We start from the raw sequence: 15,816 nt of genomic DNA on the forward strand, positions 1-15,816 counted from the left end.
CTAATAAACATGGCGAGATGACATGGATAATCTGAACGGCATTGCCGCCTTCGTGCGCGCGGCGGAAACGTCCAGTTATGTGGCGGCGGGGCGGCTGCTCGGGGTGTCGGCCTCGGCCGTGGGCAAGAGCGTGGCGCGGCTGGAAGAAAAGCTGGGCGTGCGCCTGCTCAACCGCAGCACGCGGCGCATCAGCCTGAGCAACGAGGGGGCGCTGTTTTACGAACGCTGCCAGCGCATCCTGGCCGACCTCGGTGATGCCGAGGCGGAACTGTCGCACCTGGCCGAGGCGCCGCGCGGCAAGCTCAAGGTCAGCCTGCCCGTGATCGGCTACCGCATCATCCTGCCCCTGCTGGCCGACTTTACGCGCCAGTATCCGGAAATCGAGCTCGACCTCGATTTCAACGACCGCCTGGTCGACGTGGTAGCCGAAGGCGTCGACGTGGCCGTGCGCAGCGGCACCTTGACGGATTCGCGGCTGATGGCGCGCGAGCTGGGGCCGTTTGCCTTCGCCATCGTGGGCTCGCCCGCGTATTTCGCCCGCCATGGCGTGCCGGCCACGCCGCGCGCGCTGGAAGGGCACGCTTGCGTGCGCTATAAATTCCCCACCACAGGGAAACTGCAGGAATGGGCGCTGCAGCGCGCCGGGGGCGACAGCGGCGGCGAGTTGCGCTTGCCGACCGCCTTGACCTGCAACAATATTGAAGCGCTGATCGGCGCCGCCGCGCAGGGCGTGGGCCTCGCCTATTTACCTGACTTTATCGTGCGCGACGCTATTGCGCGCGGCGAATTGCAAGCCGTGCTGGCCGGCTACTTGCTGCACTCGAGCAAGTTCTGGGTGCTGTGGCCGTCAAGCCGCCACCTGTCGCCCAAAATCCGCGTCTTTGTTGACCATTTGTGTACCCACCTGCATTTTTCCGCGCCCCCTGCCGACCCTGCATCCTCCCCTTGATGCCCCTGGCCGCCGCGCCGGCGGCTGGTTGGGGAATATTCCTACCCCAAAGAGATTATTCCTAACGCTGCCGAATTTATATTTGCTGCACCGCATCAGGCAATGCCGCACGGCATCAACTTATATCCTTCCTGAATACCGGTCATTCGTTATGGAAATTGCCATAAGGAATTTATTTATGTTAATTTCATATCTGTTTCTGCAACATTGCATCGGCTGGTCGCTTGCGGGAACATGTGCAGGATTAGGCGCCATAAGCGTGTAGTAACCAACAATTAAGGGATGGTAACCCCGTTCCGTTCAGGGAGTGTGCATGAAGACAGTCACTACGACACCGCCGGATCCGGCGCCAGCCGCGCCAGCGAAACCGGCCCGTAAAACGGGTTTGCTGCTTGGTGGCGGCGCACCAAATTCTACCCTGATCGCCGGCGCGCTGGCCGCTTTCCTCGATGAGGGCATCGAGTTCGACGTCATTTCCGCCTCGGGCGCCGGTGTGTTGATGGGCTTGCTTTACACGACGCCGCACGAGGCGACGCCGCGCCAGGCCTTGCAAAGCTGGGCCGACACGGGCGTGGCCGACAGCATCTACAAGATGATCCCGATCAACTACAAGGTGTTCCAGAAGCCGGGCATGCACGCGAGCACTTTCCGCGACGCCTTCCAGCCGCCGGCCAACAATCCTTTTTTTCAGGCGTTCCAGCAAACGTTTGCGGGCGTGCCCACGGCCTGGTCGGACTGGGGCAAGCTGATGGTGTCGTCGCTGTCGCCGTCGGACCTGTCGGCGAAAAGCCTGGGCCTATGCGCGCACTTGCCCTTCCTGGAAAAGGCCGTGGATTTCTCGGGCGTGGCCCGCATGCGCCCCGATTTCTACATCAATGCCTACAACCTCAGCGAACACCGCATGCAAATCTGGGGCAAGCACGAAATCGAAGCCATCCACGTGCGCGCCGCGTTGTCGTTTCCCTTCCTGTATGCGCCCACCACCATCGCGGGCGACGATTACATCGAAGGCGCGGCGCTCGACACGCTCAATTTCGACCCGTTTATCGAAGGCAAGGGCGAGCACCATGACGCCGATACCCTGGTCATCCTCGATATCCTCGGCGACGAGCGCTTGCTGCGCAAGCCGCGCAACCTGTACGACGCCTGGGTGCGCTCCATCATCACGCCGCTGGTGAAAATTTCCAAGAGCGAGCTGCGCCTGTTCGAACTCGAGCACAACACGGATGCGCGCACGGGCCAGCCCAAGCGGCGCTTGCTCAAGCTCGACCTGATGGGCGGCATCCCGGAGCAGCACTGGCCCGACACCCTGGACTGGTCCAGCTCGAACATGCAGCTGCTGTTCGATGTGGGCCACAAGGCGGGCCTGGCGTTTTGCCGCCAGCATGGCGACTTGCTGCGCCGCACGCCTGACGCTTCCCCGCTGGCGGCCTAGCCACCGATCCCCGGCCACCCGATCGGCAGCTATTTATCCTGCCTGGCCTTGCCAGGCCACTCTTTTTACTGTGAAACACCATGAATATCACCAAGCAATTAATTCTGACTCTCACCATCGCCTTGCTGGCCCTGCTATTGCTGGGGGCCGGCGGCGCCATCCAGCTGCAGCGCGCCCAGGAGCGTTTTGACACGGTGCAAAACCGCATCATCCCCAGCATCCAGGGCTTGAATGCGGCCAAGGGTTTCCTGGCCGATTCGCGCCTGGCCGGCTACCGCCTGTCCGTGTTCTCGAATTTGGCCGACAAGACGGCGCTGGACAAGGCCGTGGCCGATGCCAACACGAATTTCGACAAGGTCATCGCCACTTACCGCGCCGAGCGCCTGTACGACGCGACGGACAGCAAGATGCTCGACGCCGACCAGGCCGCCATGGAAGCCTACCGCCGCGCGCTGGTGCCATTCTTTGCCGCCGCCTACGCGGGCGACATGGATGGCGTGCGCGCCACCTTGCTGGCCGGCACGCCGCTGGCCATCACGGCCGCGGCCGCCAAGAAAAGCATGGATGACCATATCGCCTACAACAACAAGCTGGTCGACGATGTCAAAGCGGAAAGCCTGGCCGCCTACGACACGGCGTTCAACACCATGCTGGCCGTGCTGGGCGTGGCCGTGCTGCTGACGGGTGCGCTGGCCTGGCATATCTACCGCACCATCAGCGGCGGCCTGGGCGATATCGAACACACGCTGGAGCGTGTCAGCGCTTCGCTGGACCTGTCCGCCGCCATGCCCGTCGAGCGCATGGATGAAGTGGGCCGCACGGCCACTGCCTTCAACAAATTCCTCGAGCGCATCGTCGGCGTGATCGCCACCGTGCGCACCTCGGCCGATACGGTCAGCGTGGCGGCCGCGCAGATTTCCGCCGGCAATGCGGACTTGTCCGTGCGCACGGAGCAGCAAGCGTCTTCCCTGGAAGAAACTGCGTCCAGCCTGGAGGAGCTGACCTCGGCCGTGCGCCAGAATACGGACAATGCGCGCCAGGCGAACTCGCTGGCCGTGTCCGCCTCGGACGTGGCCCGCAAGGGCGGCGCCGTGGTGGCGCAAGTGGTGGGCACGATGGGTTCGATCAATGAATCGGCGAAGAAGATCGCCGACATTATCGGCGTGATCGACGGCATTGCCTTCCAAACCAATATTTTGGCGCTGAATGCGGCCGTCGAAGCGGCCCGCGCGGGCGAACAGGGCCGCGGCTTCGCCGTGGTGGCCACCGAAGTGCGCAACCTGGCGCAGCGCTCGGCGGCTGCCGCCAAGGAAATCAAGGGCTTGATCGAGGATTCCGTCGACAAGGTCAACACGGGCAGCGCGCTGGTCGACCAGGCGGGCGCGACGATGGAAGAAATCGTCGCCAGCATCCGTCGCGTGACGGACATCATGGGCGATATCGCCAACGCCAGCCACGAGCAAAGCGCCGGCATCGAGCAAGTGAACCAGGCCATTTCGCAAATGGACCAGGTGACCCAGCAGAACGCGGCCCTGGTGGAAGAGGCTGCTGCCGCCGCGTCCTCGCTGCAAGACCGCGCCGTCGAGCTGGTCGACGTGGTAGCCGTGTTCCGCCTGCGCGGCGACGCCCAGGCAAAACCGCTGAAAGTGGCAGGCGGCTTGCCGGCCCCGGCAACGGCCAGCCGGCGCCTGGCGCTGCCCGGCCGCAGTGCCCGCGCTTAAACTTTGTGACTGCCCCGGTACGCCGGGGTTGTGCGGCGCAACTGTCCGGTGCGCGAGCGTGGACGTGCTGCGCCTGTGGCGAGGGTCGTCAAGTTGCCCGGGCGGGCAGGGCGGAATGAGGGGGGCACCCGGCTCTTCGCCAGTCTGGGTGCCTGTCTCATTTTCGGGCGCGTGAGTCCGCTTTCGCCCCGAAGCAGACATAGATCTGACGCATTCGACATATGCCGCCGCAGCAGATTAAGCGTCGTGATAAACAACGCCGTATGTGTCGAACATAGCTCCAGCTAGCTCGACCATGCTTAAGCCGCTGCGCTCCCAAAAAAACAGAAAGTACTCCAACTTGTCGTAAGGTGCTTCAGCGTCCATGCCGTGCAGCGCACAAATCGTGGTTCTGATACGCAACACCTCAGGGTCATCCGACATATCGCGTCCTCGGATGGTCTCCCAAAGCCTCACCCGGACAGCTAAGGCCTCGCTATCCGTTGCCGCGCCCTCAAGATATCGTTTAGCAACCAAAACAGAAGACTGCGCGGTAACGGGTAGACATTCGATCACCCGAGCCAGGGCGTTAACCATAAAGCGTTGAGCATCACCGTGCTCTACCGGATCATCCAGATCAACGGTGGATGAAATAACATCAAAAGGATCACGGTGAGACATGCTGACTTTCTGAGTAAAGCTTAATTGGTCAATTGCCGACTGTCCGCTTCTGGCCGGTTGCAGTCGTCGGCAGGTTCAGCCCCAAAACGGACATCTGAACGCAGGCTTGACGATATTGAATTCTACCCAAGGTCGAGATCTTCGTTCGCCACATCAAATGCAAGGAGCATCTCCACGCCCTCCTGATCGTCGCAGTCAATCAATAGCTCGCCGGAATCGAGTATGTCGGTGATTGGAACCGTCATGCCGAATGTGCCGCTCAATCCAATCTGAAGCGACATCCCTGGGGAAGCAGTTCCCGACGATAATGAGCCTCGAACAATTGCTAATCGGCCGTTGCCATAATCTTCGATCGAGGTGCAATGAAAATTTGTTCTCACGAGCAGCCTAATATAAATGATCAGCGGCGCAGCTAAGCTCGGCTGAAGGAAGAGTTAAAAGCGCGACCGCTGCTCCTGGCCGTCTGCCGTCACCAGCAGTTTTCGCCCCACTGCCGATGTTCAGTCCAAACCTGCGGGTGCTCGCGTGCTTAGGTTTTTTCGGGCTTTGCGATGAGAAGCCAGGGGATGGCAAACGGGCCTGTCAGAGCGACTATCATGTCCCTGACCGCAGTTTTTTTCAGAAGGCGTCGTTTGGCAATCAGGTGGCAAGCCACTGCCGAAAGCAGCCAGATCAAAGCGGGGATGTATGCCGTCACTGTGAACTCCGATAGTAGTTGCGTTGAATGTGAACGATGATAGCAGGCTCATCTTAGCGGTGCAATTCGGGACCGGACTCGTCCTGGCTGTTGGCTCCTGGCCGGACCGGGTTCTTAATCAAAGACAATTCGCTGCCTCACCTCGAATGCATTCTCATGGCAATAAAATACGATAAGAGGCGTGTTGTTCGAATGGATCATCGCGTCGTCACGCGAAGGGACAAAAATATCCGACCAATTCTCGACCAGGAACACACTGCTGCATACCAAGCATTCGTCTTCTCCAAACACAACTACGACCTGCTGACTTCCCGGCATACGGGCACGTAACCACCTGGTCGCGCTGGCCACATCATTGCCGAATGCGAACCGCTCGATGGAGCCAACGGTGTTAACGTCCAGGCCGGGATGCGTCTTCGAATCATGAAGGCGCACTACATCATAGGCACGGCGAGCACCCTCGGCATCAAGCCAGACGATATCCGCAGTGTGATGCTTTAGCTCTTCAACCCTCCAGTGTGTTGCCTTCATCATTTCTCAACGTCCAAGGTGCTCACGGTCAGCGTTTTTAGGATAGCATCGTGCCCAGGTGTGACATGCTTGCCTGGTTGTGCCTTGTCAAGCGCGCCAACTCACTGGCTTACCGCTCAAGCCTGGCTCCAAACAAGGCTGTCGTTATGGCCCGGCTCTGTCTGCGGCAAGTACAGCCAGAATTTAATTATATTGCTATGAATAGGGAGAGTCCCCATTGACGCAAATCGAAGAAAGCATCCACATTGCCGTCACGCCCACGGTCATCGATCAAATCTGGAGCGAGGTCGACCGATGGCACCTGTGGGATCCGGATACAAAGCAAGCCGGGCTCAATGGGCCATTCGCTGTTGGAACACAGGGCAGGATAGTCCCGAATAAAGGGATGGGTATTGCGATGCTGGTCACGGAGCGCACGGCCGGCCGCTCGTTCACCGTCGAGGGCCACATCCCCCTGTTCCGCATCCACTTCGAGCACACGGTTGCCGCCGTCAATGGCGGATCGGCAGTCGTTCACCGCGTGTGGTTTACAGGAGCGCTTGCCTTTCTGTTCGGGCCAGGCGTTGCCAGGCAAGTCAGGGACGGGCTTCCCAGGACGATGCTTGCGCTGAAGGCCTATGCCGAGAAACGCAACGAAACCCTCCATGATGGCGAGGCGGGCAGGGCGAAGGCGACCACTGCCTGACAGATAGTTTCTCTTGGTCAATTCCTTGCAAAGCACCGCGTCAAATTAACGTGCCCTTCCCGTCATGATGGAATACAATTCCTGCGTGGCAGCCAGCTTGCCTGGCAAGGCCGGGCACGGCGCCTTTGACCTCGGAAAGATGTTGGCTTATGACTCTGCAGTTCCCCCAGCGACCGGCGCCCTGTGCGCCATCCACGCTCCGTATTTCACGCAAGCCCCTCGTTTCCCTGTTCGTCCTGACGTTTTCGGCTCTGCTGTTCACGGCGCCCGCCCTGGCCGCTACGCCTGCCAGCAGCAGCGTCATGCTGGAAGAACTGACCAGCACGGAGTTGCGCAGCCGTATCGACCATGGCGCCACCACCGTGCTGGTGCCGATTGGCGGCGTCGAGCAAAGCGGACCGTACATCGCGCTGGGCAAGCACAATGTGCGCGCCGGGCTGCTGGCGCGGCAGATTGCGCAAAAGCTGGGTAATACCATCGTCGCGCCCGTTGTTTCCTACGTGCCGGAAGGCAGTATTACCCCGCCGGCCGGCCACATGCGCTTTGCCGGCACGATCTCGATACCGCCAGCCGCCTTTGAAGCCGTGCTGGAAGGGGCGGCTGCCAGCCTGCGCCAGCATGGTTTCCGCGACATTATTTTTCTCGGCGACCATGGCGGCTATCAAAAGAACGAGCAGAACGTGGCGAATAAACTCAACCGCGCCTGAGGCAAGGCTTCCGCCGGCAAGGAAGCGCGCGCTTACGCCTTGCTCGATTACTATGACATCACGCAATCGGCCTATATTGCCGAACTGCAGAAGCGCGGCCACAGCAGCGCCGAGATCGGCCTGCATGCCGGCTTGGCGGACGCGGCGCTGATGCTGGCGACGGACCCGTCGCTGGTGCGCAGCGAGGCCATGGCCCACGGAGCGAAGCCTGGCGTGGCGGACGGCGTGCGCGGCGACGCGACCCGCGCCACGGCTGAACTGGGCCAGATCGGCATCAAGCTGCAGGTGGATACCTCGGTGGCCGCCATCAGGCAACTGCTGCAACGACCTAAATAATTCCGCTGGAAGTGCTGAACTTCCGGCTTTTGCAACGAAACGACGCGAAATCACATGAAAAAATCTCAACGACGCACCATCGTCACCTTGTCCGCCCTGGCTGCCGCACTGGCCGGCCTGGGCGTGGCCAGCCAGGTCATCGGCGCCAGCACGCCGGCCGCTGCCGCTGCTGCTGTAGCGCCGGCTGCCGCCTACTCTCCGCTGCCGGGCATGCCGCCGCTGGTGGATCCGAAAAACGTGTATGGCAGCATCGCCAGCAGCAATATGAGCCCCGTCGTCAAGGATCACTTGCGCCGCGTCTACGTGCCGAACCTGCGCTCGAACGACGTGTATGTGATCGACCAGGACAGCCTGAAAGTGGTCGACAAGTTCAAGGTCGGCAGCGGCCCGCAGCACGTGGTGCCGTCGTGGGACTTGCGCACCCTGTGGGTGGCGAACAATGCCGAGCGCACGGACAAGGGCAGCCTGACGCCGGTCGACCCCTTGACGGGCAAGCCGGGCAAGGAAGTGCCCGTCGACGATCCCTACAATATGTATTACACGCCGGACGGCAAGTCGGCCATCGTCGTGGCCGAAGCGCGCCACCGCCTCGATTTCCGCGATCCGAAGACCATGGCCGTGCAGTATTCGATCGACACGCCCCAGTGCGGCGGCATCAACCATGCCGATTTTTCCAATGACGGCCGCTACGCCATGTTCACCTGCGAGTTCGACGGCACCATCGCCAAGATCGACCTGGTGGGCCGCAAGGTCGACGGCTATCTGAAACTGCAGATGCCGGCCAAGCGCTTTGCCGAGTCCGGCCCCGTGGGCGGCCCGGCGAATGAAATCTGCAGCGTCAAGAAGGGCATGCCGCAAGACATACGCATCTCGCCGGACGGCAAGAAATTCTTCATCGCCGACATGGACGCCGACGGCGTGCACATCGTCGATGGCGCCACCCTGAAGGAAATCGGCTTCATCCAGACGGGCGTGGGCGCACACGGCTTGTACCCTAGCCGCGATGGCAAGAAATTGTACGTGGCCAACCGTGGCACGCACCGCATCCACGGCAAGCCCAAGGGCAAGGGCAGCGTCAGCGTGATCGATTTCGCGACGGAAAAAGTGGTGGCGAACTGGCCGATACCTGGCGGCGGCAGCCCCGACATGGGCAATGTGTCCGCCGATGGCAAGTACCTGTGGCTGTCCGGCCGTTTCGACGACGTGGTGTACCGCATCGATACGAACAGCGGCGACGTTGCCAAGGTCAAAGTTGGCCAGGAACCGCACGGCTTGACCGTATGGCCGCAGCCGGGCCGCTATTCGCTGGGCCACACGGGCAACCTGCGCTAGGCGAGGCAGGCACGTGGCCATCACCCTGGAGCAACTGCGCGCGCATTATCCGCCCGCGCAGGGGCGGGCGCTGAGCAAGCAGCTCGACCATCTCGACCCGCATTGCATCGCCTTCATCGGGCTGTCTCCGTTCGCCGTGCTGGCCTCGGGCGGCGCTGGCGGCCAGCTCGACGCCTCGCCGCGCGGCGGCGCGCCCGGTTTCGTGCAGGTGCTCGATTCCCATACCCTGCTGCTGCCCGATGCCAAGGGCAATAACCGCCTCGACAGCTTCAGCAATATTGCCGAGACGGGGAGGGCGGGGCTGCTGTTCATGATCCCCGGCGTCGATGAAACCTTGCGCGTGAATGGCGAAGCCAGTCTCAGCGACGATCCTGCGCTGCTGGCGCACTTCGCCGGCGAGCGCAACCCGCCGCGCCTGGTCATGCGCCTGCGCGTGGCCGAGGCGTATCTGCATTGCGCCAAGGCCCTCATGCGTTCGCGCCTGTGGGACAGCGCGGCCCAGGTCGAACGCAGCGTATTGCCGACGATGGGGCAGATGATTCAGGACCAGACGGGCGGCAGCGGGCCGCAGGAAACGCAGGAACAGATGGTTGCCCGCTATGCGCCGGACCTGTAGTTTTACTTGCTGAAAAGGCAATGTTGGCGCATACTGTGCGGCCTGTTCTATCACTTCCAAAGGAGCGCCAGCATGATTCTTGATCACATCGGTTTGAATGTCAGCGATGCACAGGCCAGCAAGGCCTTCTTTTCGGCCGCCCTGGCGCCCCTGGGCGTGTCGGTGGTGATGGAAGTGCAGGGCTGGGTTGGCCTGGGCAAGGATGGCAAGCCCGATTTCTGGTTCGGCGTGGGCGGCGCGCCGCATGCCGGCATGCATCTCGCCTTCGCGGCGGACAACCGTGCCCAGGTGGATGCTTTTTACCAGGCCGCACTGAAAGCGGGCGGCAAGGATAACGGCGCCCCCGGTATCCGCGAAATTTATCATCCGAATTACTACGGCGCCTTCGTGCTGGGCCCGGACGGTCACAATGTCGAAGCCGTCTGCCACCATCCCGCACCTTGACGCCGGTCATTACCTGAAGAGAGCAGCATGAAGCACAGCGCCACCCTGTTTGCCGACGATGCCGGCCGCTATGCCTATGTGAAAGCAGGGTTTTCCTGGCCGGCCCTGTTGCTTGGCTCGTTCTGGGCCTTCGCCAAGCGCCGCTGGTGGCTGTTGCTGCTCATGCTGGCCATGGATGCGTGCCTGTGGTTTGGCAGCCACCTGGCCACCGAGCTGCGCATCGGCCCGATGATGCTGCTGATGGCTGCCGCGGAGCTCAGTTACCTGCTGGCGCGCGGCTGGTATGGCAACCGCTGGCTGGAAGCTTCGCTGCGCAGCCGTGGCTACAAGCCCGTCGTGCCGGGCTGAACGTGCCTGGCACAGATTTACCGTCACGTCACTGACGTTTGCCAAGGGCAAGCCGTCCAACCAAAACTTTCTGCGCAGCCTAGCGCACCTTTGATCCAGATCATCCCTCAACTGCGGTGCTCACGTAGCCTTGGGACTCGCGTTGCAAAGCATCGTCCCACCAATCGGATATGTTTTTTCGCGTTTCGTGGCGTAGCCCGGCCGTCTGCCTCACCGTTCGACAGTCGGTGGTGTCGCCATTTGTTTATGTCCACCCAACCGCTATTTAATGAGGAACTCCATGTATCCATATTCCCGTAGTGTTACCCCCGCCGCCAAAAACCACCTGGAAGCGCAACTGGCTTTTTTCAATGGACTGTCGAAGTCGCTGTTCCAGTCGGTGCAGCACTTCAGCGACCTGAACATGCAACTGGCGCAAGGCTTGCTGGAAGAAAGCACGGTCACCAGCCAGAACCTGCTGACGGTCGAGCGCGCTGAAGATGTGTTCCAGGTGGCTGCCGCGGCGGGCCAGCCAGCCGCCGAGCAACTGCGCAAATACCAGCAGCAGGTGTCGCGCCTGGCAGCCGATACGCAGGTCGAACTGGCCAACGTGGCAGAGCGTCATGTGAATGAAACGAGCCGTACTGCCAAGGCGCTGGCCGAAGAAGTGGCCCGCACGGCGTCGGAAGAAACGGAGAAAAACGTGCGCAAGCAGCAGGAAGCCATGCAGCGCATCGCTGAACCGTTCCAGGCGTATCAGCAAAACGGCGCCAGCCGCGACCAGCAACGGGGCGCGCAAAGCCGTGACGGCCAAAGCCTGCAAAGCGGCAGCCACCAGGGCAGCCAGCAGTCGGCCGGCAGCGAAGGCTCGGCCAGCGGCAGCGTATCGCAAGCGGGTTCCGCACAAAGCAAGAGCAGCAGCGCCAGCCGTAAAGAGTAAGCACGAGGCTGCTTGCGGCTGAGCCGCATCGCGAGGACCGAGCCTTGAGGTGCGGCTAGCTATGCGGCCAGCCGGCACGCAACATCGTGCGTTTTGGTTTGGACAGAGCGCCCGCCCTTCACGGGGCGGGCGTTTTGTCGTATGCGTGCAGTTCAGCGGCCGGCGTGGCCGCGCCAGGTGCGCGGGTTGGCAAGGTGATGCTTGCCGGCACGGCTGCCTCGGGCAAGACCGCGGACAAGATCGCGTCACCGCTGCCGCTTCCGCAGTTGGCGTCGATGAAGGCGCTGACGGCGTCCAGGGTGGGCGCCAGCCTGCGCAAGGGCGTGGCCAGCGTGGCGACGAGGGTGGCGTGGCCCACGTGGTCGAAATACGTTTCCGTCACGGGCCTGGCAAGCGCGCGCAGGGCGCTGGCCAGGCCGCCCGTGTTGCGTCGCGGATCGACCAATTTATCCTGTCCGGGCAGGGGGGCGATCAGCAGGGCGGGCGGGGCTTCGACCGTCACGTGGTGGATGGGCTGCGACGCGGCGGGCGTGTCCGGGTAAAAGAAAACGGGCCGGGTGGTGGTGTTTTCGATCGGCAGGAAATCATAGGGGCCGGCCAGGCCTATCCAGCCCCGCAAGTCGTGCGGGTGCATGCCGTGGCGCGCCAGCAGGCTGGCGTCGAGCGCCACCATCGCCGCATTGTAGGCGCCGGCGCTATGGCCCATGACGAACAGACGCGTCGGGTCGCCGCCGTGGCGGCTCGATTCCATCGCGGCCCAGGCCACGGCGCGGGCCGCATCCTGCAGGATTTCGGGATAGTGCACGTCCGGATACAGCCGGTAGTCGGCGATCACGGCCAGATAGCCGCGCGCCGCCAGCGTATGGCCCACGAAGGCATAGTCGGCGCGCTCGCCCGTCGTCCAGTTGCCGCCATAAAAGAACACCACCACGGGCACGGGCCCCGTGCGGATTTTGGGGGCGTACACGTCGAGCTTTTGCCGTGGCAGGGGGCCGTAAGCCAGGCCGCGCGTCACGTGCGAGGCGCTGCCGGACGAGAAGGCATTGATGGCCATCAAGGGCGAGCAGGCGGCCAGGCCGGCAGCCAGCGGGATGGCCGCCAGCAAACCGAGCAGGGTGGTGCGCAGGATCGTCATGCCAGCTCCTGATGGTGAGGGTTGATGCTTGCAGTGTAGGCCAGGCAGGACAGGGCGCACACGGGGAAGTTGCTGTATAGCATAGATAAATGTGGCATGCGTCAATCAATCCTGCAACAGCCATTTGCGCGCCGTGGCGATGACGGCGTCCGACAGGGTGCGCGTGAGCGGGGTCTGGATATCCCAGGCATGCCAGGTCAGGGGCACGTCGAGCGCCTGTCCTGCCGCCACGTCGACCAGCCTGCCGGTGGCCAGCGCCGTTTCCGCCTGCAGCAAAGGCACCATGCCATACGCATAGCCCGCTTCGATGAAGCGCACGAAGTCGCGCGCCGAACCGAGCACGTGGTGCGGATAGCGGCCCGTGTAGCCGAGGCGGTGCTGCAGATAGCGCTCGTGCAGCGCATCCTTGCTGCCAAACGTGATGGCGGGCGCCTGGCTGACGGCTTCCACCGTAAAACCATGGGGAAACCATTGCTGCGCGAACGCGGGCGAGGCCACGCACAGGTAGCGCATGCCGCCCAGCGGCGTGGCCGTGGTGCCGGCCACCAGGTCGTTGGCGCTGGTGACGCAGGCAAACACGCGCCCTTCGCGCAACTGGCTCAGGGTGTGGTCCTGGTCGTCGAGGCGGATGTCGAGCAGGCAGGACGGCGGCGACAGCAGCGGCCCCAGCGCTTCCGGGATCCAGGTGGCGGCGCTGTCGGCGTTGACGGCGATGGCCAGTTCCGGCAAATGCGTGGTGGGGCCGGGCTGGGCGTCGAGCGCCGCTTCGAGCAGCTTGACTTGCCGGTAATGGGCGATCAGGCGCTGGCCCGCTTCCGTGGGCAGGGGCGGGTGGCTGCGGATGATCAATAACGTGCCTTCCAGGTTTTCCAGGGTGCGGATGCGTTGCGACACGGCCGGCTGGCTGATCGCCAGCGCCTGCGCGGCCTTTTCAAAGCTGCCCAGGCCGATCACGGCGTCGAGGGCGGCCAATCCACGGTAATCGACGACGCGCATAAATTTCTCTTATATATGGTTAGAATCATTCATTATACTTATATTTACTTTTTCTTTACACTGTTGAAATAGGGTAACAACTCCACTCTCCCGCGCGGTCCTCCTGGTTCCGCACCACCCTCCACCTACCTCTGATGACTTTGCCGTTGCCGGCAGAGCGTGGGCGGCCGTGCGCGTGATGGAAAGCAATAAAGGAATCGATATGGACAGCGCAATCTTCTTGAAAGGCATGGGGCTCGGGGCGAGCCTGATCGTGGCCATCGGCACGCAAAACGCCTTCTTGCTGAAACAGGGTTTGAAGCGCCATTACGTGCTCACCTGCATCCTGGTCTGCCTGGTGTGCGATGCGATCCTGATCACGGCCGGCGTGGCCGGCATGGGCACCTTCATTGCCGACAACCCCAATTTCTTGCTGTGGGCCAAGGCCGGCGGCGCCACATTCCTGATCGCGTATGGCTTGCGCGCCGCCAAGTCCGCCTGGCGCCCAACGGCCCTGACGGTGTCGGCAGCCAAGTCGCCGGAAGGCTATTGGGCCGTGATCGGCGCGGCGCTGGCGTTCAGCCTGCTGAACCCGCACGCCTTCCTCGACACGGTGATTTTGCTCGGTTCGATCGGTGGCCAGCATGAAGGCGTGGGGCGCTTCTACTTCGCCGGCGGCGCCATCATGGCGTCGGCCCTGTGGTTCTTCCTGCTGGGCTTTGGCGCCCGCTACCTGGCGCCCGTGTTTGCCAAGCCCATGGCCTGGCGCGTGCTCGACGGCATCATCGCCCTCGTCATGTGGGCCATCGCCGCCTCGCTGTTCCTGTAATCAGCGGGTCAGGAAGTTCAATACGCGGCTGGCCAGCTTGCCGTACGGCGGCCGCAGCAGTGTCAAGGGGCTGTAGCGCGCCTGGTAGAACACGGGGCGCAGCTTGCTGAAAGTGTGAAAGCCTTCGACGCCGTGGTAGTGGCCCATGCCGGACTCGCCCACGCCGCCGAAGGGCAGATCGTGTTGGCCCACATGGAACAGCGCGTCGTTGACGGATACGCCGCCCGACATCACCGTGTCGATCAGCAGCTGCACGGTCTGTTTATTGTTGCTGAAGGGATAGATGGCCAGCGGCCGTGGCCCCGCGTTGATGCTGTCGATCACGGTGTCAAGCCTGGCATAGCCGCGCAGGGGCAGGATGGGGCCGAAGATTTCCCGCGTCAGCAGCAGGCTGTCTTCGGGCGCGTCGAGCACGATGTGCGGCGCGATCTTGCGCGTGGTCCTGTCGTACGCTGGCCCCGGCAACAGCGAAATCACTTGCGCGCCCCGTGCGCGCGCTTCGTCGAGCGCCTGCAGCAGGCGTTCAAAGGCGGCCTCGTCGATGATGGAGGTGTAGTCGGGCGTGTCCAGCCGCGGGTAGCGCGTGGGCATGATGGTGCGTGCGTGTTCGACGAAGGCAGGAATGCCGGCCTCGGGCAGCCAGGCGTGGTCGACGCTGGTGCAGATTTGTCCCGCGTTCAGGTATTTGACGAACAAAATGCGCTCGGCTGCCGTGCGCACGTCGAAATCGGCGCAGACGATGGCCGGCGCCTTGCCGCCCAGCTCCAGCGTCACGGGGCACAGATTCTGGGCGGCCGCCGCCATGACGGCGCGGCCCGTCTGGCCGGAACCCGTAAACAGCAGATGGTCGAACGGCAGTTGTGAAAACGCAATACCTACACCGCCCGTCTCGTCAACAAACTGCAGCTTTTCCGGCGGGAAATAGGCGGGCATGGTGTCGATCAGCAGCCGCGCCAGGTGGCGCGAGTTTTCGCTCATCTTGACCATGGCGCGGTTGCCGGCGGCGAAGATATAGGTCAAGGGCACCAGGCTCAGGTTGACGGGAAAATTCCACGGCACGATCACGCCCACCACGCCCAGCGGCTGGGGAATGACGCGGTTGCGGGCGCCCGGAAAATTGCGCCAGTCCACACTGCGGCGCTGCGGCTGCATCCACTTTTTCAACTTTTTCAATACGTGATCGATGCCGTCGATGGCGGGGAATATCTCCGCCAGCAAGGTTTCATGGTGGGAACGGTTGCCATAGTCGGCGCTGATCGCCTCGCACAATGCCAGCTTGTGGTCGCGGATGTAGCGCTGCAGGGTCTGCAGGTCGCGCTTGCGCTCGGCGAACCTGGGCACGGGGTGGGCCAGATAGGCGGCGCGCTGGCGCGCCAGGGTGGCATCGAGAGCGGCGTGCGCCGGGGGAGCGGTCATGTGCATGGTTCCTCGCGTGGGCTGGCGGTGTCGTCCCGGGCAGGGTACAGCAATCCGGCAATGATGTATATTCTGCAGTAT

Annotated in this window: 16 protein-coding genes and 1 pseudogene; 11 read left to right on the forward strand and 6 right to left on the reverse strand. The window is 62.7% G+C overall.

From position 1 onward, the window contains the following. Positions 1–22: 22 nt before the first annotated feature. The 3 genes from BZG29_RS11415 to BZG29_RS11425 all read left to right on the forward strand — a co-directional run bounded on the left by BZG29_RS11415 (position 23) and on the right by BZG29_RS11425 (position 4,105). Positions 23–949 (forward strand): LysR family transcriptional regulator, encoded by a 927-nt coding sequence (locus BZG29_RS11415; protein ID WP_077402493.1) that lies wholly within the window; start codon positions 23–25, stop codon positions 947–949. A 313-nt stretch (positions 950–1,262) separates the two neighbouring features. After that, entirely contained in the window at positions 1,263–2,384 is a 1,122-nt protein-coding gene (locus BZG29_RS11420) for a patatin-like phospholipase family protein (RefSeq protein ID WP_077402496.1), read from the forward strand. Between the two features lie 80 nt (positions 2,385–2,464). Beyond that, entirely contained in the window at positions 2,465–4,105 is a 1,641-nt protein-coding gene (locus BZG29_RS11425; RefSeq protein WP_077402499.1) for a methyl-accepting chemotaxis protein, read from the forward strand. Between the two features lie 237 nt (positions 4,106–4,342). On the opposite strand, the gene BZG29_RS11430 is transcribed toward BZG29_RS11425, so the two are convergent. The 3 genes from BZG29_RS11430 to BZG29_RS11435 form a co-directional block, all read right to left on the reverse strand. Then, on the reverse strand, positions 4,343–4,765 hold the full coding sequence (locus BZG29_RS11430; protein ID WP_077402502.1) for a hypothetical protein: 423 nt from the start codon (positions 4,763–4,765) through the stop codon (positions 4,343–4,345). A 122-nt stretch (positions 4,766–4,887) separates the two neighbouring features. Next, positions 4,888–5,028: a hypothetical protein gene (locus BZG29_RS28115; protein ID WP_171984982.1), complete on the reverse strand. Its 141-nt coding sequence runs from the start codon at positions 5,026–5,028 to the stop codon at positions 4,888–4,890. A gap of 548 nt (positions 5,029–5,576) precedes the next feature. Continuing rightward, positions 5,577–5,996: a hypothetical protein gene (locus BZG29_RS11435; protein WP_150130872.1), complete on the reverse strand. Its 420-nt coding sequence runs from the start codon at positions 5,994–5,996 to the stop codon at positions 5,577–5,579. A gap of 214 nt (positions 5,997–6,210) precedes the next feature. Here BZG29_RS11435 and BZG29_RS11440 point away from each other — a divergent pair, with 214 nt between their 5' ends. The 7 genes and pseudogenes from BZG29_RS11440 (at position 6,211) to BZG29_RS11470 (ending at position 11,380) form a co-directional block, all read left to right on the forward strand. Then, positions 6,211–6,678 carry an SRPBCC family protein gene (locus BZG29_RS11440; protein ID WP_077402509.1) on the forward strand — a complete coding sequence of 156 codons (468 nt, stop codon included), beginning with the start codon at positions 6,211–6,213 and terminating at the stop codon, positions 6,676–6,678. 302 nt (positions 6,679–6,980) lie between these two features. Continuing rightward, positions 6,981–7,721: pseudogene (locus BZG29_RS11445) on the forward strand (creatininase family protein). Between the two features lie 54 nt (positions 7,722–7,775). Next, positions 7,776–9,053 (forward strand): YncE family protein, encoded by a 1,278-nt coding sequence (locus BZG29_RS11450; protein WP_077402512.1) that lies wholly within the window; start codon positions 7,776–7,778, stop codon positions 9,051–9,053. A 13-nt stretch (positions 9,054–9,066) separates the two neighbouring features. Next, positions 9,067–9,669 carry a pyridoxamine 5'-phosphate oxidase family protein gene (locus BZG29_RS11455; RefSeq protein ID WP_077402515.1) on the forward strand — a complete coding sequence of 201 codons (603 nt, stop codon included), beginning with the start codon at positions 9,067–9,069 and terminating at the stop codon, positions 9,667–9,669. Positions 9,670–9,741: 72 nt separating this feature from the next. After that, entirely contained in the window at positions 9,742–10,113 is a 372-nt protein-coding gene (locus BZG29_RS11460) for a VOC family protein (protein WP_171984983.1), read from the forward strand. A gap of 27 nt (positions 10,114–10,140) precedes the next feature. Beyond that, on the forward strand, positions 10,141–10,461 hold the full coding sequence (locus tag BZG29_RS11465) for a hypothetical protein (protein WP_077402517.1): 321 nt from the start codon (positions 10,141–10,143) through the stop codon (positions 10,459–10,461). A 280-nt stretch (positions 10,462–10,741) separates the two neighbouring features. Next, positions 10,742–11,380: a phasin family protein gene (locus BZG29_RS11470; protein WP_077402520.1), complete on the forward strand. Its 639-nt coding sequence runs from the start codon at positions 10,742–10,744 to the stop codon at positions 11,378–11,380. Positions 11,381–11,498: 118 nt separating this feature from the next. Here the strand turns inward: BZG29_RS11470 and BZG29_RS11475 are convergent, their stop codons facing one another. Continuing rightward, positions 11,499–12,515 carry an alpha/beta hydrolase gene (locus BZG29_RS11475; protein WP_077402523.1) on the reverse strand — a complete coding sequence of 339 codons (1,017 nt, stop codon included), beginning with the start codon at positions 12,513–12,515 and terminating at the stop codon, positions 11,499–11,501. 105 nt (positions 12,516–12,620) lie between these two features. Next, entirely contained in the window at positions 12,621–13,511 is an 891-nt protein-coding gene (locus tag BZG29_RS11480; protein WP_077402526.1) for a LysR family transcriptional regulator ArgP, read from the reverse strand. Positions 13,512–13,713: 202 nt separating this feature from the next. Here BZG29_RS11480 and BZG29_RS11485 point away from each other — a divergent pair, with 202 nt between their 5' ends. Further along, a complete protein-coding gene (locus BZG29_RS11485) occupies positions 13,714–14,319 on the forward strand; it encodes a LysE/ArgO family amino acid transporter (RefSeq protein WP_034785705.1) in 606 nt (201 codons plus the stop codon). Here BZG29_RS11485 and BZG29_RS11490 read toward each other — a convergent pair whose 3' ends face one another. Further along, positions 14,320–15,735: a coniferyl aldehyde dehydrogenase gene (locus BZG29_RS11490; RefSeq protein ID WP_077402529.1), complete on the reverse strand. Its 1,416-nt coding sequence runs from the start codon at positions 15,733–15,735 to the stop codon at positions 14,320–14,322. Between the last annotated feature and the right edge of the window lie 81 nt (positions 15,736–15,816).

Source organism: Janthinobacterium sp. LM6, assembly GCF_002002885.1.
Lineage (GTDB): Bacteria > Pseudomonadota > Gammaproteobacteria > Burkholderiales > Burkholderiaceae_D > Janthinobacterium > Janthinobacterium kumbetense.